The following is a 24,406-nucleotide window of genomic DNA, read 5'->3' on the forward strand; positions in this document are numbered from 1 at the left end:
GCCAGGTCTTTTTCGCTGATGCTCTGAGATAAAAACATTAAAATGCCAGACCCCAAAAAGATAATTAAGCAAACAAATACAATTACTTATCTAACAATAATCAGGTTAATGTATTTCACGGCATACCTTAGTATTCATCCTGCTATTTTTCATTCTGCATTAATTTAGTTTAATTAAACCCGAACAAACAACACCACTTTTTAATTTTATTTCTGAGGAATTAACCATGTTGAAAATTGTTAAGACTTCTCTCATCGTAGCAACAATGGGTTTAGGTTTTACTGGCGTAGCGCAAGCGGACATCAATGATGATCTGGCTAACATTTGCACTATTGTACAAGCTGACGATAAAGGTGAGCTGCGTAAGAAAATTCGTCTGGTAGAATCTGATTACCGCCTGAAGCTGCGTGATTACTACTCTGGCATCAGCTGTGGTGGCAACAGCCTTATCCGTACTGCCATCAGCAGCAACGCAGTAGAAACCGGCACCTTGCTGGTGAAGAAAATGCCCAAGAGCGACCTGAGTGCACCGGAAGCTGATGGCAAAACCCTTCAGGCCTGGGTAAACGAAACTGGTAACCAGGGCAGCCCTATCGCGGATGTTTTGTCTAAGCGCCTCTAAGGATTAAGACGAAACAGAAGATACCATTTCAACATGGTAGCAGGTTAACGCCTGCACTCTAAAAAGCGACGGGAACGTCGCTTTTTTCTTTTATAGAATTGATAAATAAGAAAAATTCACCCCATCATAAAAGTTATAGTTGAAAATACGAAATAGCTGGTTAAAGCTGGTCACAGGGTAAAAACAACAATTTCCGGGAGAAAATACACCCACCAAAATGACGTAACTAGTTGTAAAATATATAGATACCAAATTTATCGTATTTTATCACATACCCAAGTATCAGCCCGGGCGTATCTAACGGCGTCATTATCGCCTTTAATAGATAGCGAACAAACAACATCATTGCGGGCGCTTCCGGCGCCCTGTTTTTTAAACAGGATAAACAGAATGAAAACTATCAAAGCAACACTAATCGGTTTATCTCTGCTGGCTTCCAGCAATGTTGTTCTGGCCGGCACTAGCGAAACAGCCTCCGTAGCAGCGGCTTCCGGTGTTGCAGAGATTTCAGTGAAAAAGAAAGTTCGCGCAGGTAAGTCCTTAGACAAAACTATTCTGACGGCGGCAGCCGTAGAAGAACAACAAACTGCAGACATCTTCAGCTCCCTGCAGGAAAACAAAAAGACACTTCTTTTAAAAAATTTACCAGACCATCTTGTTGCGGCTAACCCGTAACATGCACCAGGGAAGGTGTTGAACCTTTCAACATGGTAAGCAGAGTAACATCTGCATCTCCGCGGCCCGTTTTACGGGCCGCAATTTTTTGTGCTATCCGTATATAGTTCCTCCCGCCCTGCTCATACCTGTTTCTGTTTTTATAAAATTGTCATGAAAGTTGCTGATTATTCGGGCAGAATAATGGCCGTTTTTCAAAAGGAGTCTGAAAAACCTATTCATCGCAGCGAAGGACCGGACAAAATAAGAAACAGGAATTGTTCATGTCGCACAGCTCAACAGGCAGGTTGTTTTATTTTTCTCTGATCAGTACCGCCTTAATCACCTCTTTTCAAAGTATTGCCCGGCAAGATCCTTCTCCGACCAAACTTGAACATATTGAAGTTACCGCTCAGAAGCGCCCGCGGGATATGCAGGATGTGCCTGTTGCCATGTCTGCCATCACCGGAAAGATGATTAATGAAACAGCATCAATGGACGTTTTCGACATTCAGGGTTATGTACCCGCTTTTTCTGCCTTTCAAAGTCAAAGTGCGGTCAACTCCAGTTTTTCCATTCGGGGAATTGGTACCTCTTCGCAGAATTACGGTTTTGAGTCTTCTACCGGTCTCTATGTAGATGGCGTCTACCGGTCTCGTCAGAATGCGGTGATCAATGATTTAGTCGATATTGATACTGTAGAAATTCTTCGCGGCCCTCAGGGCTCACTTTTCGGTAAAAATACACCGGCTGGTGCAGTGGTTTTCAGAACGCGACAACCTGATTTTGAAACCGGCAATGGTTTTATTACAGTAACCGCCGGCAATGATGATTTGATCCGGCTAAGCGGAGCAACGTCAATTAATGTAATTGATAATAAACTGGCTGCCAGAGTATCAGGCTTCAGTACGCGCAGGGATGGATGGATTGATGACACAGGCTATGGTGACGACACAATTAATGACAGGAACCGTTCCGGTGTGCGTCTTCAAACCCTGTATACGCCGTCAGACGACGTATCAGTGCGGATAATTGCCGATTACGCAGAACTCGATGAACATTGTTGCGGCGCATTAACGTTGCAGGATAACCGGCAAGCAAACGGTGTCGAAGGGAAATACGGAACAGACACCTTGCTTATGATGCCACCGTTCAATGCCACCTTATTTACCGGTGATGAGTTTTACCGCTATACCACGGCACTCAGCTCCCTGCCCGAATCCCGCATGCAGGACAAGGGGCTTTCTGCAGAAATAAACTGGCAAACATCCCCCGCATTATTGCTCACCTCCATCACAGCCTGGCGTGGCTTTGACAGCTTCGACCAGACAGATACAGATTTTACTGATGCAGACTTGCTTTCCACTACCAATAACGCCCGACAACAGGCGTTTTCCCAGGAGTTGCGGGCAACCTGGTCCAGTGAGCATGTCACTACCATCGCCGGATTGTGGTATTTCAGCCAGAACCTTGACCTGGATTTTGCTATCACCACCGGTGACGCATTTCCGGCATTTTTCACAGCGTCTGCGGCTGAACTGCAACCCCTGACTGACGGCGTAAATGCCCTGAGTGCAGCAACATCCGGCCTTGTCCCCGCTGTTGCATCAGCCACGCCCGGCCAGACTCAGTTTGCCCACAATGCTTATCAGCAGCAGGACAGCCTGGCCGTATTCAGCCAGACTGACTGGCAATTTGCTGAAGAATTTACCCTCACCGCCGGATTACGATACACCCGCGAGGATAAAACATTGACCGCCCGCTTTGATGAACAGGGTCCTGACATTGACGGATTACCAACAGGTACTGAAAACATTCCTGATCCGCTGAGTGCCGCTGTCGCCCTTGGCTCTTTTGCTCAGAGCCTGGCAACCGGCAATCCCCCTGATTACACGCAACTCAGTGCGCTACTTCCTTTTACTCAGGCGGGCTGGGGCTATTATTTTCTCGGTTCAGCATCGGTACTTCCCCGCAGTGATCTGGATGAAAAACGTAACGACGGACAACTTACAGGGACGCTGAAAGTAAGCTGGCAACCAGATAACAATAGCCTCTGGTATGCCAGTACCAGCACAGGGTTTAAATCGGGAGGCATGAATACAGATCGTATTGCCGAAGGGTTAAGCCCCCAATTTAACGCTGAAAAAGCCACCGCTTACGAACTGGGTGTGAAAAAGCAATTTCCGGGGCAAAACCTGCGTATTAACGGTGCACTGCATTATACCCAAATCAAAGATTTTCAGGCCTCGACTTTTACCGGTCTTGGTTTTAATTTACAAAATGCCGGCGACTTACATACCAAAGGGTATGAACTTGAAATTGTCTGGTTTCCTGTTTCCGATACCCGTGCCGGCCTGACCCTTGCCCGTACCCTTACCGGTTTTGACGATTTTGAAAAAGGCACCTGCCAGGTTGCTTATCCCTGGCATACCGGGACGGATGATCCCGGCCGGCCTTTTGCAGATACACCCTACTGCTCCAGAACCGGTGATCGCCTGGGGTTTGAACCGGAAACCTCTGCCAGCCTGACGTTGCAACACACATTAATGGCAGGCGGGTATCCGGTTGTCATGGCTGCAGATTATCAATATACGGGAGACTTGTTCCTTGATGATACTAACGATCCGTATAAACACAGCAGCAGTTATGCCCTGGTGAACGCACGGGTTGAACTGTCAGTCCCGCAGTGGGATACACGCATCACGTTATGGGGCAGGAACCTGACAAATAAAGAGTACATCGCCAGAAACGGTTTCGATGTACCTGTTCAGGCCGGCAAGCTTATGGCTTATCCCGGCCAGCCGCTCTCCTGGGGTGTGACTGTTACCCGCGAGTTCTGATTGTCATTTCGAAGAGTAAACGCCGGCCGGTTGCGTTATACAAAACTGGCTGGCGAAAACTTGAAGTAGATCAACAACACCTCTTTGTCTGCTGATTATACTTTCCGTGCATTCTACTCAAGCCGGAATAACCATGTCAGCAAACGAATTATTCGATCCCGCACGCCTGAAGAAATACAATATTAACGGGCCGCGCTATACCTCTTACCCAACCGCGTTAACGTTTTCCGGGTTATCTGAACCAGCGCCTCTGGAAAAAGCACTGAGTGTCACTCAGGCCAGCGGCGTTTCACTGTATGTACATATTCCTTTCTGCCACAGCCTCTGTTATTACTGCGGCTGCAATAAAATTGTGACCAGACATCAGGAAAAAGCAGATCGTTATCTGGATTATCTGGAAAAAGAAATTCAACGGCGCGCGCCTGCTTTCCGGCACCGTAAAGCGGAGCAAATACACTTAGGAGGCGGCACGCCGGGGTTCCTCACAGAGCAGCAACAAACACGCCTGGCAGGCATGCTTACATCGGCTTTTGATGTGGTCAGCGATGCAGAAATGAGTATTGAAATCGATCCCCGCCGTACCACGCCTGCTTATTTGCGACACCTGTCCTCTTTAGGCTATAACCGCCTGAGTATTGGCGTACAGGATACCGATTACCGTGTGCAGGAAGCGATAAACCGGGTTCAGAGCACATCCCATATCGCCACGCTGGTAGATTGCGCCCGTTCCGCCGGATTTAAATCTGTTAATCTGGATCTGATTTACGGCCTGCCTCACCAGACAGCAGATACCTTTGCTTCTACACTGGCAGCGGTAAAGGCGATGACGCCGGAGCGGATTTCCATGTTCAGCTACGCCCATCTGCCTGAGCGGTTTGCTGCCCAGCGCAAAATAAAAGATGAGTGGCTGCCCTCTGCCCAGGTAAAAACAGGGCTCATGAAACAAGCCATCACCAGCCTTACACAGGCAGGTTATGAAATGATTGGCATGGACCATTTCGCCCTGCCATCTGACGAACTGGCTGAAGCGCAACGTAATAAAAAATTGCACCGGAATTTTCAGGGCTACACCACTCGGGGGGACCTGGATTTACTGGGGCTGGGTGTTTCCTCTATCAGTGCCGCAGGCAATGCTTATCTGCAAAACCCGAAAACCCTGAATGACTATTACGGCAAACTTGATAGCAATGAAGAAATTGCAGAAAAAGGGGTGTTTCTGTCGCCCTCAGATCTGCTCAGACGCTACGTTATCCAACAATTAATGTGCAATCTTTCCGTGGATTTTTCTGCAACAGAGGCGCTTTTCGGTATTCAGTTCCGCCATCATTTTAAGCCGGAACTTGCGGCACTGAGAGAATTTGAAGAAGATGGTTTATTACAGGTAACCGGAACGGGTATCGAGGTATTTCCGTCAGCAAGACTGTTTATCCGCATCATCTGTATGACCTTCGACGCTTACCTTAAAGGCAGCGCCGCAATTCAGCACCGGTATTCCAGAGTTATCTGAGTTTAAACCTGGCGGTAACAGTTTCTCCTTCACGGAACTGTAACCGTTCCTGGGACAACTGGCTGATCAGCGCAAACAATCTGCTGCGGCCACACATCAGATTTATCATCACCTGCCCGGCCCGGCTTTCAGACACGGACTCAATGACACAGGGCAAGGCGTTGACAATGGAAGAGGCATTGGCTTCCTGCCGGTCGATACTGACATCCCTGGCGTCGATGGTCAGCATGGCCTGTTCCTTACTGACCACAGGATGGCGTGCATAGAGCGTATGCCCTTCGCATTCTATGGCATAACAAGCTTGCTCAGGCAGATGTGCTTTTAGTGCGCCTTTAAGCACACTGAACTGCTGTTCGAAATTTGGCATAGACGGAGTTAACTGTGCCAGCACATCATTTGATGCGCCCTGATGGACAATACTGCCCTGCTCCATCCATGCCATGTATTCACTGTACAAAGCCAGTTCACGGAGGTCGTGGGACACCATCAGCATTTTCAGACCGCTGCGGGCCAGCTTTGTTAAATACTTAAGCACATCGTGTTTTAACGTATTATCCAGCGCGCTCACCGGTTCATCCAGTAACAGGATTTGCGGTGAATTTAAAATGGCTCTGGCAATGGCTACCCGCTGCGCTTCGCCTCCCGAGAGTGTATCGGGCATACGTGTCATCAGGTGATTACATTTACACCCCAGAACCACCTCGTCAAAGTGATAGGTCTGCTGTTTTGCAAAATCTGCCGCCAGCAGTAAATTCTGCCCCACTGATAAATGGGGGAATAACAGACTGTCCTGAAACACGAGCCCTGTGCGGACCCTGGCAATGCGACTATTTTCCCACTGCCCGGTGACTTTTGCAGAACCGGTAAGTCCGGCCAGGCAACGCAGTAATGTTGATTTACCGGCGCCGGATGGTCCGCTCAGGCCAATAAATTGTGCCGTTGCCGGTAACTGAATACTGGCATTGAGTTGCAGATTTTCCCATGCTGCCTGCACTACGACTTCCATGACGACACTCCGTTTCGGTTATAGCGGTAAAGCAGCGCCATCAGCAGGAAGGAAAAGACCAGCAAGCCAAGAGCAAGCGCATGAGCCTGACCGTATTCAAGTGCCTCCACATGCTCAAACAACGCAATAGACAGTACCTGAGTTTCACCCGGAATATTGCCGCCTATCATCAGCACCACACCAAATTCACCGATGGTGTGGGCGAAACTTAATCCAAGTGCAACGATAAAGGCGGGTTTACAGATAGGCATAATGATGCGACGGAAACGTGACCATTTGGACATTCCCATGGTGCGGGCTACATCGATATAACGACTGTCCAGCTGAATAAAACTGGCATAAAGAGGCTGTACGGCAAAGGGCAGTGAATAAATCACCGACCCCAGCACCAGTCCGGAAAAAGAAAAGGCCAGCTGCTGACCGGTTACGGCCTGCCATAATTGCCCTGCAAGTGCATCCGGGGAAAACACCACCAGCAGATAAAAACCCAGCACAGTGGGCGGCAACACCAGTGGCAGCGCCACCACAGCAAGAACCAGATTCTTTGCTTTATGCTGCCAGCGGGATAACTTCCATGCCAACGGCGTGGCAATCAGCATCAGCACCAGACTGGTGATCAGTGCCAGTTCCAGAGTGAGCCAGATAGCATCCATGTCACCGTTCACCGGCTTTATCCTTGTTTTTCTTTTGCCGCGCTTTTAGCGGCTGATATCCCCAGTCTGCCAGCGCGTTCTGCACCGCCGGTGACATCATGTATTGCATAAACCGCCGTGCGGCATAAGGGTGCTGGTTATGTTTAACAATCACCATTTTTTGTACGATGGGATCGTGCATGGAGGCAGGGATTAACCAGTAATTTGCTTTCGAATTTTTCACCAGTGACCATGCCACAAACGCATCGTCCACATTACCTGCAGTAAAGTACTGCCACGCTTGTAAAATACTTTTCCCACGTACCAGTTTAAAAGGAAGTGCGGTATTTTCAGGCAGCGTGGAAAACACCTGTTCAGCCGCCAGACCATAAGGCGCGAGTTTGGGATTGGCAATGGCAACAGGTTTGTTGAACTGTCTTGTCAGAAATTCTTCCAGCCCGGACGGCGCTGACTGTCTGGTTACCAGTGTCAGACGCCCTCTGGCGTAACTGCGCAGATTTTGCTTATCTGCTTTGCCTTCGGCCACCAGCGCTTCTGGTCTGGCTGCATCAGCAGAAAGAAATACGTCAAAGGGGGCACCGTGGCCGATTTGCGCAAATAAAGTGCCACTTGAACCGACGGTTATAACCGGACGGATACCGGTTTTTTCTTCAAAGGCACTGGCGAAATGTTTAACCGGCCCGGCAAAATTGGCGGCAACGGCAATATTTACTACCTGCTCTGCGGCAAATCCTTTACCTGCCAGAAGTAGCATGACACACAGACAGACTTTATACGCCCGACACATCCTGTTCTTCATAAATTGTCTGATAAACCTTCATTCCTGAGCCACTTCATGGCGGCTTCTTCATCTGATGCCTTTGCGGCAACCCATGCTGTTTTTCCGTCAGCATGTTCTTTCTTCCAAAGCGGCACCGACTTTTTCAGCATATCCATAACGAATTCTGCGCCGTCGAAGGCGGCCTTACGGTGGCTGGCGCTGCAGCCTACCCACACCACCGGCTCGTAATTTCCGATGTAACCGACACGGTGTACAATACCGGCACTGAGCAGTGCAAATCTGTCTAAGGCCTGTTGCAACAGCTGTTGCATGGCACTTGCGGTCATCCCGGGGTACTGCTCCAGACTGATACCTTCAATTTCACCGTCAGCGTTATAGTCACGGACCAGGCCGGTGAACGTTACTATTGCACCAGCATTGTGCGATGATTGACGGAGCTTTTCAACATAAGCCGTTTCATCCAGTAAGGCTGTGGTTACTTCAGCAAACATTCAGCCTCCTGTCACCGGCGGAAAAAACGCCACCTCGTCACCATCGTTAACCGCACTGGTTTCGTCACCCAGCGACTGATTAACCGCACAGAGCACCCCGGCCGACAAGGCCTGCTCCCAGGCGGATGACCGGGTTGCAAGATGCGCTTTCAGACCGGCAACGGTAGCGCAGTTTTCCGGCAGGGGAAGAGAAAGCTCGCTGTCGCCACTGATTTCACGGATCTGCGCAAAGGTTTTTATGGTAATCATGCCTTTTGCTCTGCCTCCCAGTCACCGGTTTTACCGCCCCGCTTTTGTAACACTCTGACACCTTCAATGCGCATGGCCGGATCCAGCGCTTTGCACATGTCGAACAATGTCAGTAAGGCGATATTCACACCGGTAAGTGCTTCCATTTCCACGCCGGTTTTGCCGCTGACTTTGCAAAAGCAGGTCGTGTGAATGCGGTTTTGTTCAGGCTCAGCGGTAAAGCCGATGTCCACTTTGGTCAGCGGTAACGGGTGGCATAACGGAATTAAATCAGCGCAACGTTTCGCGCCCTGAATGCCCGCTACTCTGGCTACGGCATACACATCGCCTTTCATCACTGTTTGCTCTGAAATGGCTGTCATAACGGCATCAGACACATACAGGTAGCCTTCTGCCAGCGCTTCACGCTGAGTTTCCTGCTTGCCGGACACGTCGACCATATTGGCTTCGCCACTGGCATTTAAATGACTGAACCCGCTCATTACAGTTCACCGGTAAGGTGTTTTACAAAGTTACACGGACGGTATTCAGAATCCAGCTGACTGCGTACAATACCTTCCCAGGCGGTGCGGCAGGCACCGGTGCTGCCCGGCAAACAGAAAATAGCAGTCCGGTTGGCAAACCCGGCAATAGCACGGGACTGAATGGTAGAGGTGCCGATTTCCTGATAACTCAGATGACGGAACAGCTCGCCAAAACCGTCAACGGTTTTATCAAATAAAACCGACAACGCTTCCGGTGTTGAATCTCTGTGGGTAAAGCCGGTACCACCTGTCACCAGAATCGCATGGATAGCAGGGTCGGCAATCCATGCAGAAACAATCGCACGCTGGGCATAAATATCATCTTTTACCAGATCCCGCGCAGCCAGCTTATGGCCTGCTGTTTCTACAGCTTCAATGAGGTAAGCACCGGACGTGTCTGTGTCTGTTGTCCGGGTGTCAGAGATAGTAAGAACGGCGATATTAAGAGATACTGCTGAAGACATGGGTTTTCCTGATAAAATACAACGGTAAATACACGTGTACGCTTAGTACCGCACCGTCGCTGAAAAGAGATTTTTTACTACTATGCCAGATACTTTAACGCATACTCAAGCTATGCGATACAACCGGCACATCGTGCTGCCACAGTTTGACCTGGAAGGTCAGGAAAAACTGCTCAACAGCAAAGTATTAATCCTTGGCGCCGGAGGCCTGGGTAATACGGTTGCCCAACTCATGTGCACCGGCGGCGCGGGAACAATCACACTGGCCGACGATGACAGAGTGGAAGCACACAATCTTCCCCGACAAATTCTGTTTACGCCAGAAGATTGCGGTAAATTAAAAACAGAAGCGGCCCGGCAACGTTTACTTGCACTCGTGCCGGAGTGTGTCATTCATTGTGTTTCCGAAAGGCCGGATGACAACGTGCTGAGCCGTCTGGTAGAAAGCCATGACATAGTTATTGACTGCACAGACAATCTTGCCAGCAGAAAGCAAATCAATGCAATCAGTTACCGCCATGGTAAACCCCTTGTCAGCGGTGCAGCCATCCGTTTTGAAGGTCAGCTTTTTGTCAGCATTCCGGGCAGCAATAAAGCCTGCTATCAGTGTGTAGAAAAGCGCTTCAGTATGACGGAACTGAGTTGTAACGAAGCAGGTATCCTTTCTCCGGTAGTCAGTATCACCGGTGCCTGCCAGGCGCAACTTGCCATGCAGGTACTGACCGGTTTTGGTACATTACCCGCCGGTGAACTTCACCTTTTTGACGGCCTCACTTTTCAATGGCAAAAATTTACCGTACCACCGCTGCCAGACTGTGACATTTGTCAGCCAAAATAAAAGAGATGTTATGACAATAATGACGAAAAACCACATGGTGGTTGCCCAGAATGCTTCAGGCCGCAGCATGAATGTGCCTGTTTACCGTTTCACGGGAGAAAAACCCGGTCCTGTAGTCTATATCCAGAGCTCTATCCATGGCGCTGAAGTTCAGGGCAACGTGGTGATTTATCAGTTAATTCAGGCACTGAAAGATCAGCAGATTGCCGGTGAAATCATTCTCGTCCCGAACTGTAATCCCATTGGCACCAACATCAAGGCCGGTGAATACACCCTGGGGCGCTTTGACCCGGTCAACGGTACAAACTGGAACCGCGGCTATTTTTATGATGAAGAAAAGGTCCTGGCGTTTGCAGAAACGGTGCAGGACAGTGAGGATATAGCCACTATCCGCAACGACTTCCGTCATTACTGGGCAGAATGTATTGCCGAAAAGCTGGCTTCGCCCTGGGGACTCGGGCTGGCTCAACAACTTAATCTGAAGTTACAGCAACTGGCTGTGAATGCTGACTTCGTGCTGGACTTACACAATGGACCGGTATCCACAAGGCACATTTATATTCCTGAATATGCCAGAGACGCGGCTTACCAGTTTAACTTTCCTCACTGTATTTTTATTCCTAACAAATTTGCCGGTGCACTGGATGAAGCCACGTTTTGTCCCTGGTGGACGTTGCAGGATGCACTGACAACAAGGTTCGGCCGGCCTTTCGCATTCGGCGTGGAAGGGTTCACCCTTGAAATGGGTAGTCAGGAAGTGATTCAGTTCTCTGAAGGAAAAGTGGATGCGCTGAGTATTCTGACTTACCTGACACAAAAAGACGTGTTACCGGCATCTACGCTGGAGCCAGCCGTGATGAACCGGATCGGCGTGGCACTGAGAGACTACAAAACATTGTTCACCCAGTGGGGCGGTATGGTGGAGTACTGCGTTAAACCCGGTCAGAAAGTCACACGGGGCGACACGATGGCGAGGGTCCTCAACATTGATGAACTCGATACAGAGGCCGGCTGTTTTACCCTGGAAGCCCCCTGCGATTTAATTCCTATGCTTCATTTTCCGTCCGCATCGGTGCTCAGCGGCACCCAGTTATTTAAGGTATTTACAAACTATACCTACCTGACTACGGCCTGAGCAGAAAAAGAACACAAATAAAAACGGCGCATGATGCGCCGTTTTTTTATTCCGTATTACACCGGTTATTCAGCAGAAAAACTGACTGCTGACACCGCTTAAATGGGTGAACCGGGTGGCAGAGGTTTAGGTTCGAATGCCCCCGGCCAGCTGCCTGTTTCAAAGTATACGCCGAGTTGTTTATGTAACAGCTCAGAGCCCGGCAATTTACTTTTATCATCCAGCCACTCGTCAAGCTCCATAAGCGCATCATTCAGCGCCAGTTTCGCTTCCGGCGCCAGCTCATCTGCCGTTGCCGCTTTAATGACAGCGTTCAGCGCCACCATGCGTAATCTGGCATTCAGACCATAATCAGCCTGCTTTTTGTCATACCAGTGCATAGCAAAAATACGGCCGGCAATTTCTGCCACGTCAGGGATCCCTTTCGACTGGCTGGCCTGCCAGGAGACACGGTTCAGGCGTTCAGGATGCAGTAACAGGCTGTAACTGAAGTTAGCTGCGGCTTCTGCGGCACTGACAGGGTCGAATGCCAGTCCCATACGGCTTTTGAATTGCTCACGGGTAATATCATCGCCGAATGCCGTTGGCGGGATAAGGGCAAGCACTTCATCCGGTAAGCGCAGGAAAGCCGGTGACGTCGCTTCAAGCAATTGTTTCAGTGCCCGCTTCTGACGCTCTGCAGCAACAAAACTCACACCTTTTGGTTTGCTGTAATCACCTTTGCGCTCATATTCATAATTCAGGCCGCCAATCTGCTTGGAAACCGCTTCCAGCTGATAACGGTGAGACAGATAAACCGGCACAAGTACGTCTTCAAGAGACGACAAACTGGCATTATCAGGAATAGAATTCATTCCAAAGTTTTTCAGCGCCAGACTGCGAATACCGGCCATTTCATCAAAGGCATCCAGCGGATCATTGCCGTTGTCCCACATATGACCATTACTTGAAGGGTGATAAGCAGAACGGGTGTCCCAGTCGGTTTTAAATTCGAGACCCTTTTCACGGTCCGATTCAATTAATGCAGCCAGTCCGGCAGCTTCAGCTTCCTCAGAAGCATAGTCCTGGTAGCCGTAAGCAATCGTGTGGAAGTCCCACTTGCCCATACCGGTATCATACGCGTCATCCAGCACGATTTTGTCGTTCTTAACGCTGATAAGGGGATGAGGATAATCCATCACAGACTCCCGGCCGTCTTCACTGGCAGCAAAATTATGCGACAGGCCCAGTGTGTGTCCCACTTCGTGAGCTGACAACTGACGGATACGGGCCAGCGCCATCTCTTTCTGGGCATCTGTTGTCTGCTCACCGTCAAACGGGCTGGTCATACCCAGAGCAATCAGAAAATCCTGACGGACCCGCAACGAACCAAGCGTCACATTGCCTTTAATGATTTCACCGGTACGGGGGTCTTTCACTGAATAACCGTATGACCAGCCACGGGTTGCACGATGAACCCAGTTAATCATGTTGTAACGGATGTCCATAGGATCGGCACCTTCAGGCAATACTTTTACCTGGAAAGCATCTTTATAGCCGATAGCTTCATAAGCCTGATTCCACCAGCTAGCACCTTCTTTAAGCGCACTCATTACCGGTTCCGGAATGCCGGGATCAAGGTAATAAATAATAGGTTCTACCGGCTCACTCATCTTTGCATCAATGTCTTTCTTTTGCAGACGGTGACGGGCTATGTATTTTACTTCAGTAGGTTCAGTAATATCCGTGGCGTAGTCGAAATAATATTGCTTACCGTACCCTGCAAAAGGATGATATGCCCGCGGCGTATAACCCGGTCCAGGTAACTCTACAAACGAGTGATGCAAATGCACAGTGATACTTTCCGCACTGGGGGTAACCTGTTTTACATACTCACCGGGATTAGTACCTGCAAAAGTAACAATAGACTCCAGCTCCGTATTTTTTGGAAAACCTTTGCTGCGTGGAAGAAAAACAGCACTGCGTGACGGGTCAGGTTTATAACTGCCCTGCTTCGCACGGGTAAGACGGTTTGATATACCGTGCACGTCACTGAGCAGATACGACGTATAATCAATCAGGACGTTGTCACCGTTCTCAGCGACTGCGGTAAAACCCGCCAGCACGGAGTCTGCAAAGGCTTCATCAATACTGGCCAGTTCGGCAGCATTATCTGAGACTGAACGGTAACGGGTGTTCAGCTCTTTCATAAGCACTTTGTTACCGTGACGTTCAAACACAATCAGGTGAGCCAGGCCAAGCTGACCACGATCCAGACCAATATCATTAGAACCTACCCCCTGGGGCAGACTGGTCTGCAACAGCATTTGGGTATCAGGTTTATTAACCAGCAGATAAATTTTGTCTGAGCCGGCATCGTAATAGAATGGCAGGTAGCCATCACTGCGGGTCATATCCTTCGTAAAGTCAGATACCGACGGCAGTGCAGCCCACAGATTACTGCTGACAAGCAGCATCAACATCGAGAGGGATTTGCGCAAAGTGAGTTCTCCAAATTATAAGTTCAACAAGTGTCGTGTCTGAACGTCTGCGACAGGCAGAAAAGCCTGCGCGGATTTATATTTATTATGTTTTAGTGAACGGGAAGTTCCGTTTCCTACCCTACCCTGATTGTTTCACAAGGTGCAAGATCACTCGCTGAATAACGCTGGTTTTGCGATTAAACTCTCCCACCTTTACCACGAATGTCGGGTGTAATTTCTTCCGGACGGTGGCCATTTCTGTAGAAATCCTTCCTCTTGATCTGCGTCAACGCATAAAAACCACGGGCAACTATGCTTTCTGTGAATAACGGATCTCATGGCGATACAGGAATAATTATGACGGCGGCATTCCGGAAAACCGATACTGATCAGGACGGCTTCTATCACTTTTATAATGTGGATACCGCACTGCTCCCCGCCTCTGCAACAGATTTCATAACTCAATTGCCCGGCCCGTCAGTACTGCACATCAAAGGGAAGGAAAAAAAGGGGAAAGAAACACCCTGCAGAGTAATTACCAGCCTGCTGCACGGAGACAACAGCAACAGTTTACGAACATTACTGGCTACCATGATTCATGGCGGCGAACCTGCCACGGACATGAAAATTGTGATTATCTCGGTAGAAGCAGCGAAACTGCTTCCTCAATTCAGTCATCCGTTTTTACCGGGTCAGCGGGATCTCAACCGCTGCTTTCGCGACCCTTTCATCTGCCAGCCCGGACATCCCGCTAATACACTGCTTAACCAGATTGAAAAATGGCAACCCGGTGCGCTGGTTGATATTCATGATTCCTGCGTGCTCACAGAAACCTTTGCCATTTCGGCGACAGAAAACAGAGATACCTGTGCTCTGACGTCTTTTTTCTCCGGCAATCTGCTCTGGTCTCCCCTCAAGACCGGTGCGATTACGGATTTATCTGCAGATTATCCCCTCATTTCTGTCTATGCACCGGCGGAATATACCGGTCTTCAGCGTAGTCAGTTATACAAAGGCCTGATGCATTTCTGGCATACCGAATCAATCCATCCCCGTCAGCTGGTTAACGTACTTCAACAGCCTCGAAGACTTGAACTGCGAAGAAGTGCGGCGCTGACGTATTCAGATAAACCGGTGTTCGGCGTCAATTGCACGTTGCGGCAGGACATATCCGGTCTGAGTTTTACACAGGTCAATCCCGGCGATGTACTCGGATGGGTGGACCATCATAAACTCAGCCATTTCCGCATCGCCGGAAGAAGCCCCAGAGAAGCAGTCAGCACCTGGTTCTGTGCTGACGACCATTGTCTTACCGTGACCATGCCCATGATGCTCATTGTAGTAAACCGGCTGGCAGAAACGGCCAAATCAGATTGCCTGTTTTATTTTCAGGTTTGATGTTCAGCTGTGATGCCAGTTTTCTTCAATGCATGCCTGTAAGCCGGAGAAACGGGTAGCCCGCTGAGCGATAATCTCTTTGATCCGCTGAGTGTGACCTATCATCACACACCCTTTTTTCGCCCGGGTCAGTCCGGTATATAACAATTCGCGGGTAAACAAGCTGGCTGCTTTACCGCTTGCTTCCGGCAACCACATTACCACCCGCTGAAACTCCGAGCCCTGTGATTTGTGTATGGTCATGGCGTACACCGTTTCTACTGCAGGTAACCGGGATAAACTCACCGCCTTTAACGCACCCTGGTCGTCAGTAAACCATGCTTTCAGTTGTTTATTGTCATCCGGCCAGATCACGCCCGTATCACCATTAAACAATCGCTGTGTATAGTCATTTTCCATGACCATCACCGGCCTTCCTGTGTAGTGGATGTCCCGGCCATTCAGCTTGCCGGGCTGCAAAATGCGCTCTATAGACGCATTCAGTTCGCTGACACTTTCTTTGCCGTTGCGCACCGGCGTCAGCCACCGGCATTGCCCCATAGCAGCCAGTGCAGAAGCCGGTGATGTTGCCTGCTGCAATGGTGCGAAGCTGTCTTTTACCAGTTTGGTGAAATCCGTGTTTTCAGGTGGCGGCATGAGCACAACATCTTCCAGGCTCAACAAACCGGTTACCGGCTCACTGACCCGGGTCAGCCGTGCCAGCATGTCATCGCTGTTACCGGTTCTGACCGCCACTGCAATTTCTGCCAGTTTACCGCTGTAACGCTGACTGACTTTCAGAGAAAACACGGTAGTAAGCTGTTCATCGTCGGTGGCAAGACCGGGTAAATGCGGACACAATTTATGTACGTGTGCGGCAAGCTCAGCAGGCACAGTAAGATGACGGTCGTCATCATTGCCAGCCAGCGCTTCAAGCACATTGCCTGACTCAACGGAAGGTAACTGATTGGCATCGCCCACCAGATAGACCCTGGCGTCATCCGGTAAGGCACGGAAAACCCGCGCCATCAGGGCAAGATCCACCATTGAAGCCTCATCGATAATGAGTACGTCACACTGCACCGGATTATCGGAATGATGCCGCGGTCTGACCCGGTTTGGCCGGATCCCCAGTAACCGGTGCAAGGTGCTGGCCTGTGTGACTATACGCGCTTTAAGTGACTCAATATCTGCGCCGGTAATGCCATTCAGGCTGTCACTCACTGACTCTGTTAAACGTTGAGCCGCTTTTCCGGTAGGCGCCGCCAGTTTAATGTTCAGCGCTTTTTCCGACGATGCCTGCAATGCCAGCAGTAAACGGGCTACGGTATAAGTTTTTCCTGTCCCGGGGCCACCGTTAATTACTGCAAATTCCCGTGTCAGTGCACAGGCAACCGCGATCTGCTGCCAGTCCTGTTCCAGAACCGGCGTAACCGGAAACAGATGCCGCCAGAGCTTTTGCAACCGCGTATAGTCTTCATCAGTAAATTGTCTGGCGTGGAGTCGCTGCACGACACCTTTTGAGACAACCTGTTCAAAGTCGTGGTAGCGGGAGGTATAGAGCTTGCCTCTGTGGTAAACCAGCTGTTGAGGATCTTCAAAGGTTTCAGCCAAAGTTCTTGCCAGCCTGATAAGGGGTGTCAGTTCCGCAAACGTTACCCCGTCACATTTCTGTTCCTTATCATCAAACAATTGCTTTCCGGCAATTTCTGCCAGAGGCAGACAGGTATGTCCCTGACGCAAGTGCCATGACAATGCCACCAGCAAATGAAACGCCTCAGTGCGGATTGTGGCATCCACTGCCTGCGCATAATGGCGGGCAAAATAATAATCGATGGATTCGATACCAGCGTAGGTTTTCATTGCAGGTATTGTCATAACGCGACCTCCCGGTTTTCACCTTTGAAGGCCGCATCCAGTGCGAGAATGAGTTCAGCCGCAAGGGGCGTATAGAACACGCCTTCACTACCCTTGTTGTCAGGATGCATGCCGCGTACATAAAGATAAAACACCCCGCCAAGGTGGCGGTGAATGTCATAATCCGGTTTACTGACCGTCAGAAACCGGTGCAATGCCAATGCATACAATAAATATTGCAGGTCGTACAAATGGTGCTGGTTATTGTGCGCCAGCGCATTGAAAGAATAACCGGTGAACGCATCGCCCAGATGGGTGGACTTATAATCCGCCACATAAAAACGGCCGTCATGCTCAAAAATCAAATCGATGAAACCGTGCATCATACCTTCCAGCATGGGACGGGATAACTTAGGTACTGCCAGCGCGTTATCACCGTTTACTGCGCTGCGGTGCACAGTAAGAATACGGCTGACCGACCACCAGTTAGCTTTCTCTACCGGAAAATAAAATTCTGCCTCCCGCAATGTAACAGGCAGCGACAGGCTGTTGAGGGGAACGCGCAGTCCCGGAGCGCAGAGCGGCGTGGCGAGTACTTCGTCCATCCAGCAGCTGAGCGCGCTAAAATCATCATCACTCAGGCTTAAGCGATTGGCCATACTGCGATGAGACTGCCAGTCTGGCGCAGTAAAATCGGTTACTTCCAGCAAATCGTGCAGCAAGTTCCCGGCCGTTGCCCCTTTTTCAAGGGTAAAACGGATGGGTAATTCGCCTGCAACAGGCTCGTTTCCCGGCACTGCAAGGTCGGTTTCTTCGTCACGGGCCGTCTGTTTAACCGCAATCTGCTGTCTGGTCAGCGCGGTAAAAGAATATAAGCGCCATGCATCTTCAACGGAGCCTCTGAACTGGCTGATTCCCAGTGGTACTTCACTGGCTTGTGCGAAAGCAGTGTGATCAGAATGAGGCTCTGCAGGTAAATCAGCGGCCTGCAAATAGCGGGTATGCCCGCCGTTCTCCTGCTCCACTTTGTTTACCGGTAAGTACCAGCTTTCTCCGGCTTTCACATCAGCGGCTTTACCCAGCGCTGAGCGTTCATTGTTTTTATAGGGGGCTACCCCTAAGTAGCACCGGTGTGCCGCACGGGTAATGGCCACATACAGTAAGCGCATGGCTTCCGCTTCACCTTCATCACGGACCTGTGCCGCCACTTCCTCAGTAGCCCCGAGTTGCAGGGTCTGTTTTCCGGTTTCGCTGTTGTAGTATTTATAAATTGTCAGATCCCGGGTACCCTGCTTTACCGGGTCACGGTAGCGGCTGGCAAAAGGCACAAAAACCACCGGATATTCCAGCCCTTTAGAACCGTGCTGGGTAATAATTTGAATCAGCCGCGCATCACTTTCGAGACGCTGGATTTGTTCCTCACCATACTGAGGATCATGAACCTGACGGTGCAACCATTGCAGTAGCTGCTCCGGCTGCAATGTGGCCGCCACCTGTTGTTCCAGCACTTCCGCGAGATGCATATAGTTGGTCAGTTGCCGTTCAGTATCCCGGCCGGTGACCCGGAATTTGCGCCGCAGCAAATTCAGTACCACGGCCATACAACCCTGTTTCAGCCATATCTGGCGAAGTGTGCCCACTTCCGCCATGCAGTCTTCCCACAGGTCATCGTCTTCATCATGAAGCATGGCAACGAGCTCTTCGTGGGGATACCCCATCAGCGGACTGGCAAGGGCAGCAGAAAGACGCCGTATTTGCTCACTGTGCCATATGCCGTCGAGTACACGGTATAAATCTGCAGCTTCTGCCGATGCGAACAAAGAGGTACTGGTACTGAGATAAACCGAACCCAGCCCGACCTGCCGCAATGCCTTTTTGACCAGATCGGCTTCCGGCCCGGAGCGGACGAGAATGGCGATATCAGCAGGCTGTAAAGCTGTATCTCCCAACATTGCCTCAGACAGCAAGCGTTGAATCTCGTGACTCATCCAGTTAGCCAATTGCAGGGACAACGTATTGGCATTGGCCGGCGTGTCTTCTTCAGCTTCCAGTACCACATAATTCAGTGCGGCACGCTCAGCAGGATCGCTCAGGGGATGTTTCGCGGCTTTGGCATGCTCAGTCGATTTTACCGGCTCGTACCGGATACCGTAACCAAAGACATCACGGGCTTGCGCTTCGACAGGCGCACCGTAAAAGAGACGGTTATACGCATCAACCATGGGCGCAACAGAGCGCCAGTTTGTATCCATCACCCACCGGTAATCCGCCTGACGGCCAGCTTCCAGATAAGTGAAAATATCCCCGCCTCTGAACCCGTAAATCGCCTGCTTAGGATCGCCAATCATCATCAGGGTCAAATTATCACTGCCGGAAGGATAAACCGCAGATAAAATACTGTACTGGCTGTCGTCGGTATCCTGAAATTCATCAATCAGTGCCACCGGATATAACGCCCGCAGCGCTTTTTTCAGCGTGTCATCGCCCCCCCTCACCTTCTGCGCCAGCAGACGGATCAGGTCGTCAAAATCGACAATGCCCAACCTGCGTTTTGCAGTAGCTACATGCTGCCGTATCCATACAAAGCCTTCACAGACCAGTTTATACAGCGGTTGTTGCTGTTCATTTTTTTGTTTTGCCGCGTCCAGCTGCGCCAGCTCTTTTTCCAGGGTATTGATGAAATCTTTAACCGGCTCCAGGACCGCCTTCACCTCTTTCTGTCTGGCATACCTGGTGCCTTTGACAAATTCTTTCGCCGCTTTATCCGGAGCACTAATCCGCTTTGCTTCCAGCCAGTTCAGCAACACTTCCCACTCTGCTGACCGCTCATCCCGCTCACTGTCTTTTCTACTTAAAATCAGTTTCTCGCTGATGAGTGCTTCATGGATTTTCAATTCGCTGTATAAATCATGAAACGTGTGCTGAAAGCGTACTTTCAGGTTGGACAGTCCTTTTTCGTACTGGCGCAGAACAGCTTCATCATCGCAGTATTCCGGTTCCAGCTCACTCTTAATAGCCTGATTAAACTCAGCGATAAACTGCCCGGGCACATGCCAGCCCGCTTCTGCGAGCAGCGCATATTGCTGCGGTTGCAATGCCATAATCCGTATCCAGTCTGCTGCCGCTTCTTCCCAGAGCGCCTGTGTATCCGTTTCAAGCGTCAGAGACATGGGCGAGCCGCTGGCAAACGCCAGTTGGGACAACACGTGATTACAAAAGCCATGAATGGTAAATACCGCAGCTTCATCCAGTTCCAGCAATGCCGCTTCCAGCTTTGCCAGCCCCGGCTCACCCGGCGCAACAGCATACAGCGCGTGAAATACCGGATCGGCGCTGTCCGGTAACGATGATTGAGAAGCCGCATGCCGCCACAAATCAACAGCTTCACGAAGAGTTTCAGCTATCCGTCCTTTAATTTCTTCTGTGGCCGCTTTGGTAAACGTCATGACCAGGATCTGTTGCACGGTAAAGTTTTTTTCCAGCAACAGCCGGAGATAAATACGGGTGATATTGAAGGTTTTACCGGTTCCGGCACTGGCTTCAATTAAGTGCCGGCCGCGAAGGGGCATGGCAATAACATCAAGGGGGGAAGATTGCACGGAAGATTCACTCACGAGACTTTTCCATCTTTCTGATTTAACAACAGCGGCACGAAAAACCGCTCTGCGGCTTCACAGGGAAATTGATCCGGTAACAAGCCTTGCGGGAAGAACCAGCGCACATACGGGTCGTCGTTGATGCTCGCCTGCATAAAACCGCTGTCCAGTGCGTTCTCCCAGGTTTTTAAGCCCTCAGGCGACGACAACCATTGTGATAGCGGGATTTGTGGCTTTTCTTTTTTCCGGCCACCGGTATATTTTTTCGTCAGTTCTACTGCCAGCCCGGCAAAACAAGGCACCGGTTCGCTTAATATCTGCCTGTACAATACACCAATTTCTTCAAGACGTTGCTGAGCTTCTTCCATCATGACAGGGTGCCATGTCGCCTGCCTGAGCTCTGCCTGTCCCTTTGCCCATTTCAGATAAAAAACCTGCAGGGGCATATCATTCCCGTTTGCGTTAAAACACAACAACGTCAGGTACTGAGCCATCATCCTTTTAGCGTTCTGCGAACCGTAATGCAGCATTTTAAGGCCGTCGCTGCCAAGCCAGGCACCGGCTTCTAACTGTAATTCCCCAAGATCAGCGCTGACATGGTTCTGCTCTGCCATATGCAAACCCAGGCTTGAAGATAATTGTGCGCCTGCCTGTTCCCAGCTTTCCATCAGTGCAGGTGTCAGCGGGGTATCAGGAAAGTCACCGCTTTTTTGTAACGTTTCTCTCACCAGTGTCTTATCCTGCTGGTGAATACCCGCCTCCGTAAAGGCCCTTAACGCATTAAACCGCAGCAGATTGTTTTCACTGAAGGGCTCCTCATCGGCGAGCAAAGGTTCAGCCTGTTCCAGCCGGACACCCAGCCTCTGACCGGCAAATGCCCGCAGCGGGTTGTCGAAAACACCTGCCATATCGTCTGTGCTGATAACAGCCTGTGGCAACGGGGCAGAAGTAGCAGCAAACTCACCCTGACTTCCGTCAGGTACAGTCGTTACCGCGCCGGCCAGACGGAACCAGCCGCTTTCAAACGATGGCATATCACCGGCAAAGTTGGCCGGACTGAACGGATGTAAAGGTAACTGCCGGACACAGGATGGCTTAAATTCATACCCGCTGCTGAGCACCGCAAGTAATTCTGATAACACCAGGCTCGGCTGACGTTCTGTATTGTCTTTTCCCCGCCGTCCCTGATAACTCAGATACAAATATTCACGGGCAGAGATTAATGCTTCCAGAAACAGGTAGCGATCTTCCAGACGTCTTGAACGGTCACCGGTTTTACGGGGCGTCTTTGCCATTAAGTCGATGCTGAGCGGCGCTGATTGACGGGGAAATTCACCGTCATTAAGGCCAAGAATACACACCACTTTGAAAGGGATGCTGCGCATAGGCAACATGGAACAAAAGGTTACCTGACCAGTGAGGAAGTGGTTAGCCGCATCCGGCGTAGTGAATTTTTTCACCAGCACCGCACGGATTTGACTCAGTGTAAGTTCATCACTGAAACCGGCCTGCTCACAATGGGTTACCAGATCAGCAGTGGCTTTGGATATTGCTTCCCAGCCGGGCATATCTTCCGGTGTAGCTTCAAAACATTCTGCTTTCATTTCATTGAGATAATCATGCCAGTCTTCAGCATTTCGCGGCGCTTTCAATTCTGAGGCGAATAATGAAAGCGCTTCAAGTAAATGGAGCAGCTTACCCAGCAATACTGTACTCTGCCCTTCCACATCAGGAATAGTCAGAATATCGCCGGCTATTGACGGTGAGTCCTTCATAGTCATGCCGGTGAGCAAACGTCGCAATCCCCAGGCCCAGGTAAAGGTCTCAGCCGCTTCCTTATCAAGTAAGGCAGATTTGTGCGCTGCATTTCGACCCCAGTGCACATGTGCCTGGTGCAACCATTCGCTCATCATATCGATGTCTTCAGAGGTAAGCCGGAACTTTCGCTGAACCGGTTCAAGACGCAGATAATCAATGATCTGACTAACCTCAAAGCGACTGTCAGGCAAACTGAGTAACCGTACAAAAGCGGCGATCATAGGTTCGGCATCAAGGGGCGCACGGTCTGCGATGGAGCACGGAATACGGGGGGGGTCAGTATCGCCCGCTTCCGGCGTGCCCACACGGTGAAAAACCGCCTCCACAAACGGAGCATATTCTTCAATTGCAGGACACATCACTACAATATCAGACGGTTTTAATACTGTTTCCCTGTCAGCTGTAGCGGTATTCATTAACGTCAGCAGGTAATCGTGCAATGCCTGAACTTCCCGCAGCGCCGTATGAGCACTGACAACTGTAATGCTGTTGTCTTCGCTGTTAAAACCGGAACGGGCTTCAGGTGCACAGGCATGTAAGATATCCTCCTGCATGGCATGCAGGCGCCGGCCGGCCAGCTCTTCTGCTACTACGGGATCGGTGTCGAATGCGCTGACTTCATAGCTTTCAAGGGGGGTAAGCAGGTTAAACAAATCACGCCCCTGCTGACCCAGATTACCTAACAGGGGGTTGTCCTGCCGGGCTTCCTGCCATTGGGCCAGGCCGGACTCCCGTAACAGTTTCGCCTGCTCTTTGTTACTTTTTACCTCGCCCCAGTAATTCACACTGGGATTAAGGTGAAACACATGGATATGTGTGTGCACAGCCAGTGCATCGAGAAATTGCACCAGTTGCGGAGCCATGGTGTTAATGGCAAAAACAATGATATTTTCCGGTAAGGACAGTTCGCTGCCCCGTTCTGCCAGTGCTTGCATCGCACCGGCATGAAGCCGGGCCGGATGATCGCGGTTCTCTTTTACCAGCGCGCGCCATATAACAGCCTGCCAGACTTCATCGCTGTTACCGGTGTCTGCGCCCTTCCCTTCTTCCCAGGCGAACAGCCACTGAGGCCGGAATAACAGGTATTGTTCGTATACGTCTGCCAGCGCCGTGGCAAATTGAAGGCGCTGTACACTGGCTTCCTCTTCATTACTGCACTGCTGCCAGTAACGGTTTACCGCTTCAGCCTCCGGCAATTCACAGAATGCAGCGCTGCGAATGATCGCGTCTATCCGCCATACCAGCACTTCCCGCCGAAACGGCGACTGCTTCGGCACCCGTTCTTCCCCGAGTATTTTACGTGCGGTATCCCACATGAACCTGACCGGCAAAGGGAATGACAGGTTCATCGCCACGGAACGGTCCTGAGCCAGTGACATGTTCAGCCAGTGTTGCATACCGGGGCTTTCAACCAGAATCGTTTGCGGTGTGAACAGAGAGGCCGTGTCTTCCGACTGGCTCTGTTGGCTAAGCAACGCTGACAATAAAAAACTGAGATGTTCGAGCTTGTTTGAGGGATAAAGGGCTAGCAA

The 24,406-nt window shown here is 50.4% G+C and carries 18 protein-coding genes; 7 read left to right on the top strand and 11 right to left on the bottom strand.

All coding sequences use genetic code 11. The annotated features are described in order from the left end of the window. Nucleotides 1-226: 226 nt before the first annotated feature. From ACXAH4_RS08270 to hemN, 4 genes are all read left to right on the top strand, one after another. Nucleotides 227-622 (top strand): DUF3718 domain-containing protein, encoded by a 396-nt coding sequence (locus ACXAH4_RS08270; RefSeq protein ID WP_474845640.1) that lies wholly within the window; start codon nucleotides 227-229, stop codon nucleotides 620-622. 390 nt (nucleotides 623-1,012) lie between these two features. Next, on the top strand, nucleotides 1,013-1,297 hold the full coding sequence (locus ACXAH4_RS08275) for a hypothetical protein (RefSeq protein ID WP_474851871.1): 285 nt from the start codon (nucleotides 1,013-1,015) through the stop codon (nucleotides 1,295-1,297). 263 nt (nucleotides 1,298-1,560) lie between these two features. Beyond that, the gene (locus ACXAH4_RS08280; protein WP_474881442.1) at nucleotides 1,561-4,116 is read left to right on the top strand and encodes a TonB-dependent receptor; all 2,556 of its coding nucleotides are present in this window, start codon (nucleotides 1,561-1,563) and stop codon (nucleotides 4,114-4,116) included. A 133-nt stretch (nucleotides 4,117-4,249) separates the two neighbouring features. Further along, nucleotides 4,250-5,623, top strand: a complete 1,374-nt coding sequence (gene hemN, locus ACXAH4_RS08285) for an oxygen-independent coproporphyrinogen III oxidase (RefSeq protein WP_474845634.1) — start codon at nucleotides 4,250-4,252, stop codon at nucleotides 5,621-5,623. Here the strand turns inward: hemN and ACXAH4_RS08290 are convergent. From ACXAH4_RS08290 to moaB, 7 genes are read right to left on the bottom strand one after another with little or no spacing between them, the layout of a single operon-like run. Next, entirely contained in the window at nucleotides 5,616-6,629 is a 1,014-nt protein-coding gene (locus ACXAH4_RS08290) for an ATP-binding cassette domain-containing protein (RefSeq protein ID WP_474845632.1), read from the bottom strand. The two genes, hemN and ACXAH4_RS08290, sit on opposite strands and share 8 nt — an antisense overlap. Continuing rightward, nucleotides 6,617-7,282, bottom strand: coding sequence for a molybdate ABC transporter permease subunit (gene modB, locus ACXAH4_RS08295; protein ID WP_119503374.1), 666 nt, complete (start codon nucleotides 7,280-7,282; stop codon nucleotides 6,617-6,619). The genes ACXAH4_RS08290 and modB overlap by 13 nt, the downstream gene beginning before the upstream one ends. 1 nt (nucleotide 7,283) lies before the next feature. Beyond that, entirely contained in the window at nucleotides 7,284-8,036 is a 753-nt protein-coding gene (gene modA / locus ACXAH4_RS08300) for a molybdate ABC transporter substrate-binding protein (protein WP_474881444.1), read from the bottom strand. 41 nt (nucleotides 8,037-8,077) lie between these two features. Continuing rightward, on the bottom strand, nucleotides 8,078-8,554 hold the full coding sequence (locus ACXAH4_RS08305; protein WP_474881446.1) for a molybdenum cofactor biosynthesis protein MoaE: 477 nt from the start codon (nucleotides 8,552-8,554) through the stop codon (nucleotides 8,078-8,080). Then, entirely contained in the window at nucleotides 8,555-8,803 is a 249-nt protein-coding gene (gene moaD, locus ACXAH4_RS08310; RefSeq protein ID WP_474881448.1) for a molybdopterin converting factor subunit 1, read from the bottom strand. It lies immediately after the preceding gene. Beyond that, nucleotides 8,800-9,285 (bottom strand): cyclic pyranopterin monophosphate synthase MoaC, encoded by a 486-nt coding sequence (gene moaC / locus ACXAH4_RS08315; protein ID WP_474881449.1) that lies wholly within the window; start codon nucleotides 9,283-9,285, stop codon nucleotides 8,800-8,802. The genes moaD and moaC overlap by 4 nt, the downstream gene beginning before the upstream one ends. Continuing rightward, nucleotides 9,285-9,791 carry a molybdenum cofactor biosynthesis protein B gene (gene moaB / locus ACXAH4_RS08320; RefSeq protein WP_119501003.1) on the bottom strand — a complete coding sequence of 169 codons (507 nt, stop codon included), beginning with the start codon at nucleotides 9,789-9,791 and terminating at the stop codon, nucleotides 9,285-9,287. Before moaB ends, moaC begins: the two co-directional genes overlap by 1 nt. Before the next feature lie 82 nt (nucleotides 9,792-9,873). On the opposite strand from moaB, the gene ACXAH4_RS08325 reads away from it, so the two are divergent. Continuing rightward, nucleotides 9,874-10,629: a HesA/MoeB/ThiF family protein gene (locus ACXAH4_RS08325; RefSeq protein ID WP_474881451.1), complete on the top strand. Its 756-nt coding sequence runs from the start codon at nucleotides 9,874-9,876 to the stop codon at nucleotides 10,627-10,629. A gap of 10 nt (nucleotides 10,630-10,639) precedes the next feature. Continuing rightward, on the top strand, nucleotides 10,640-11,764 hold the full coding sequence (locus ACXAH4_RS08330; protein ID WP_474881453.1) for a M14 family metallopeptidase: 1,125 nt from the start codon (nucleotides 10,640-10,642) through the stop codon (nucleotides 11,762-11,764). Nucleotides 11,765-11,862: 98 nt separating this feature from the next. Here ACXAH4_RS08330 and ACXAH4_RS08335 read toward each other — a convergent pair whose 3' ends face one another. Continuing rightward, nucleotides 11,863-14,226, bottom strand: a complete 2,364-nt coding sequence (locus ACXAH4_RS08335; RefSeq protein WP_474881586.1) for a zinc-dependent metalloprotease — start codon at nucleotides 14,224-14,226, stop codon at nucleotides 11,863-11,865. A 357-nt stretch (nucleotides 14,227-14,583) separates the two neighbouring features. Between ACXAH4_RS08335 and ACXAH4_RS08340 the strand changes: the two genes are divergently transcribed. Next, entirely contained in the window at nucleotides 14,584-15,624 is a 1,041-nt protein-coding gene (locus tag ACXAH4_RS08340; protein ID WP_474881454.1) for a M14 family metallopeptidase, read from the top strand. A 3-nt stretch (nucleotides 15,625-15,627) separates the two neighbouring features. Here ACXAH4_RS08340 and recD read toward each other — a convergent pair whose 3' ends face one another. Genes recD through recC form a run of 3 tightly spaced genes read right to left on the bottom strand, consistent with a single transcriptional unit; the run spans nucleotide 15,628 to nucleotide 24,406 of the window. After that, complete coding sequence (gene recD / locus ACXAH4_RS08345) at nucleotides 15,628-17,481, bottom strand: exodeoxyribonuclease V subunit alpha (RefSeq protein ID WP_474845615.1); 1,854 nt, start codon at nucleotides 17,479-17,481, stop codon at nucleotides 15,628-15,630. Continuing rightward, nucleotides 17,478-21,074 (bottom strand): exodeoxyribonuclease V subunit beta, encoded by a 3,597-nt coding sequence (recB, locus tag ACXAH4_RS08350; protein ID WP_474881455.1) that lies wholly within the window; start codon nucleotides 21,072-21,074, stop codon nucleotides 17,478-17,480. The genes recD and recB overlap by 4 nt, the downstream gene beginning before the upstream one ends. Next, nucleotides 21,071-24,406, bottom strand: a complete 3,336-nt coding sequence (recC, locus tag ACXAH4_RS08355; protein WP_474881457.1) for an exodeoxyribonuclease V subunit gamma — start codon at nucleotides 24,404-24,406, stop codon at nucleotides 21,071-21,073. Before recC ends, recB begins: the two co-directional genes overlap by 4 nt.

It is taken from the genome of Alteromonas sp. ABV2_168, assembly GCF_056161165.1.

Excerpts from the sequence above, each read along its gene's own strand:
- modB (WP_119503374.1), bottom strand. The coding sequence starts at position 7,282 with ATGGATGCTATCTGGCTCACTCTGGAACTGGCACTGATCACCAGTCTG.
- moaB (WP_119501003.1), bottom strand. The coding sequence starts at position 9,791 with ATGTCTTCAGCAGTATCTCTTAATATCGCCGTTCTTACTATCTCTGAC.
- ACXAH4_RS08340 (WP_474881454.1), top strand. The coding sequence starts at position 14,584 with ATGACGGCGGCATTCCGGAAAACCGATACTGATCAGGACGGCTTCTAT.
- moaD (WP_474881448.1), bottom strand. The coding sequence starts at position 8,803 with ATGATTACCATAAAAACCTTTGCGCAGATCCGTGAAATCAGTGGCGAC.
- ACXAH4_RS08290 (WP_474845632.1), bottom strand. The coding sequence starts at position 6,629 with ATGGAAGTCGTAGTGCAGGCAGCATGGGAAAATCTGCAACTCAATGCC.
- ACXAH4_RS08280 (WP_474881442.1), top strand. The coding sequence starts at position 1,561 with ATGTCGCACAGCTCAACAGGCAGGTTGTTTTATTTTTCTCTGATCAGT.
- moaC (WP_474881449.1), bottom strand. The coding sequence starts at position 9,285 with ATGAGCGGGTTCAGTCATTTAAATGCCAGTGGCGAAGCCAATATGGTC.
- ACXAH4_RS08325 (WP_474881451.1), top strand. The coding sequence starts at position 9,874 with ATGCCAGATACTTTAACGCATACTCAAGCTATGCGATACAACCGGCAC.
- modA (WP_474881444.1), bottom strand. The coding sequence starts at position 8,036 with ATGCTACTTCTGGCAGGTAAAGGATTTGCCGCAGAGCAGGTAGTAAAT.
- hemN (WP_474845634.1), top strand. The coding sequence starts at position 4,250 with ATGTCAGCAAACGAATTATTCGATCCCGCACGCCTGAAGAAATACAAT.
- recD (WP_474845615.1), bottom strand. The coding sequence starts at position 17,481 with ATGACAATACCTGCAATGAAAACCTACGCTGGTATCGAATCCATCGAT.
- ACXAH4_RS08270 (WP_474845640.1), top strand. The coding sequence starts at position 227 with ATGTTGAAAATTGTTAAGACTTCTCTCATCGTAGCAACAATGGGTTTA.
- ACXAH4_RS08330 (WP_474881453.1), top strand. The coding sequence starts at position 10,640 with ATGACAATAATGACGAAAAACCACATGGTGGTTGCCCAGAATGCTTCA.
- ACXAH4_RS08305 (WP_474881446.1), bottom strand. The coding sequence starts at position 8,554 with ATGTTTGCTGAAGTAACCACAGCCTTACTGGATGAAACGGCTTATGTT.
- ACXAH4_RS08335 (WP_474881586.1), bottom strand. The coding sequence starts at position 14,226 with ATGTTGATGCTGCTTGTCAGCAGTAATCTGTGGGCTGCACTGCCGTCG.
- ACXAH4_RS08275 (WP_474851871.1), top strand. The coding sequence starts at position 1,013 with ATGAAAACTATCAAAGCAACACTAATCGGTTTATCTCTGCTGGCTTCC.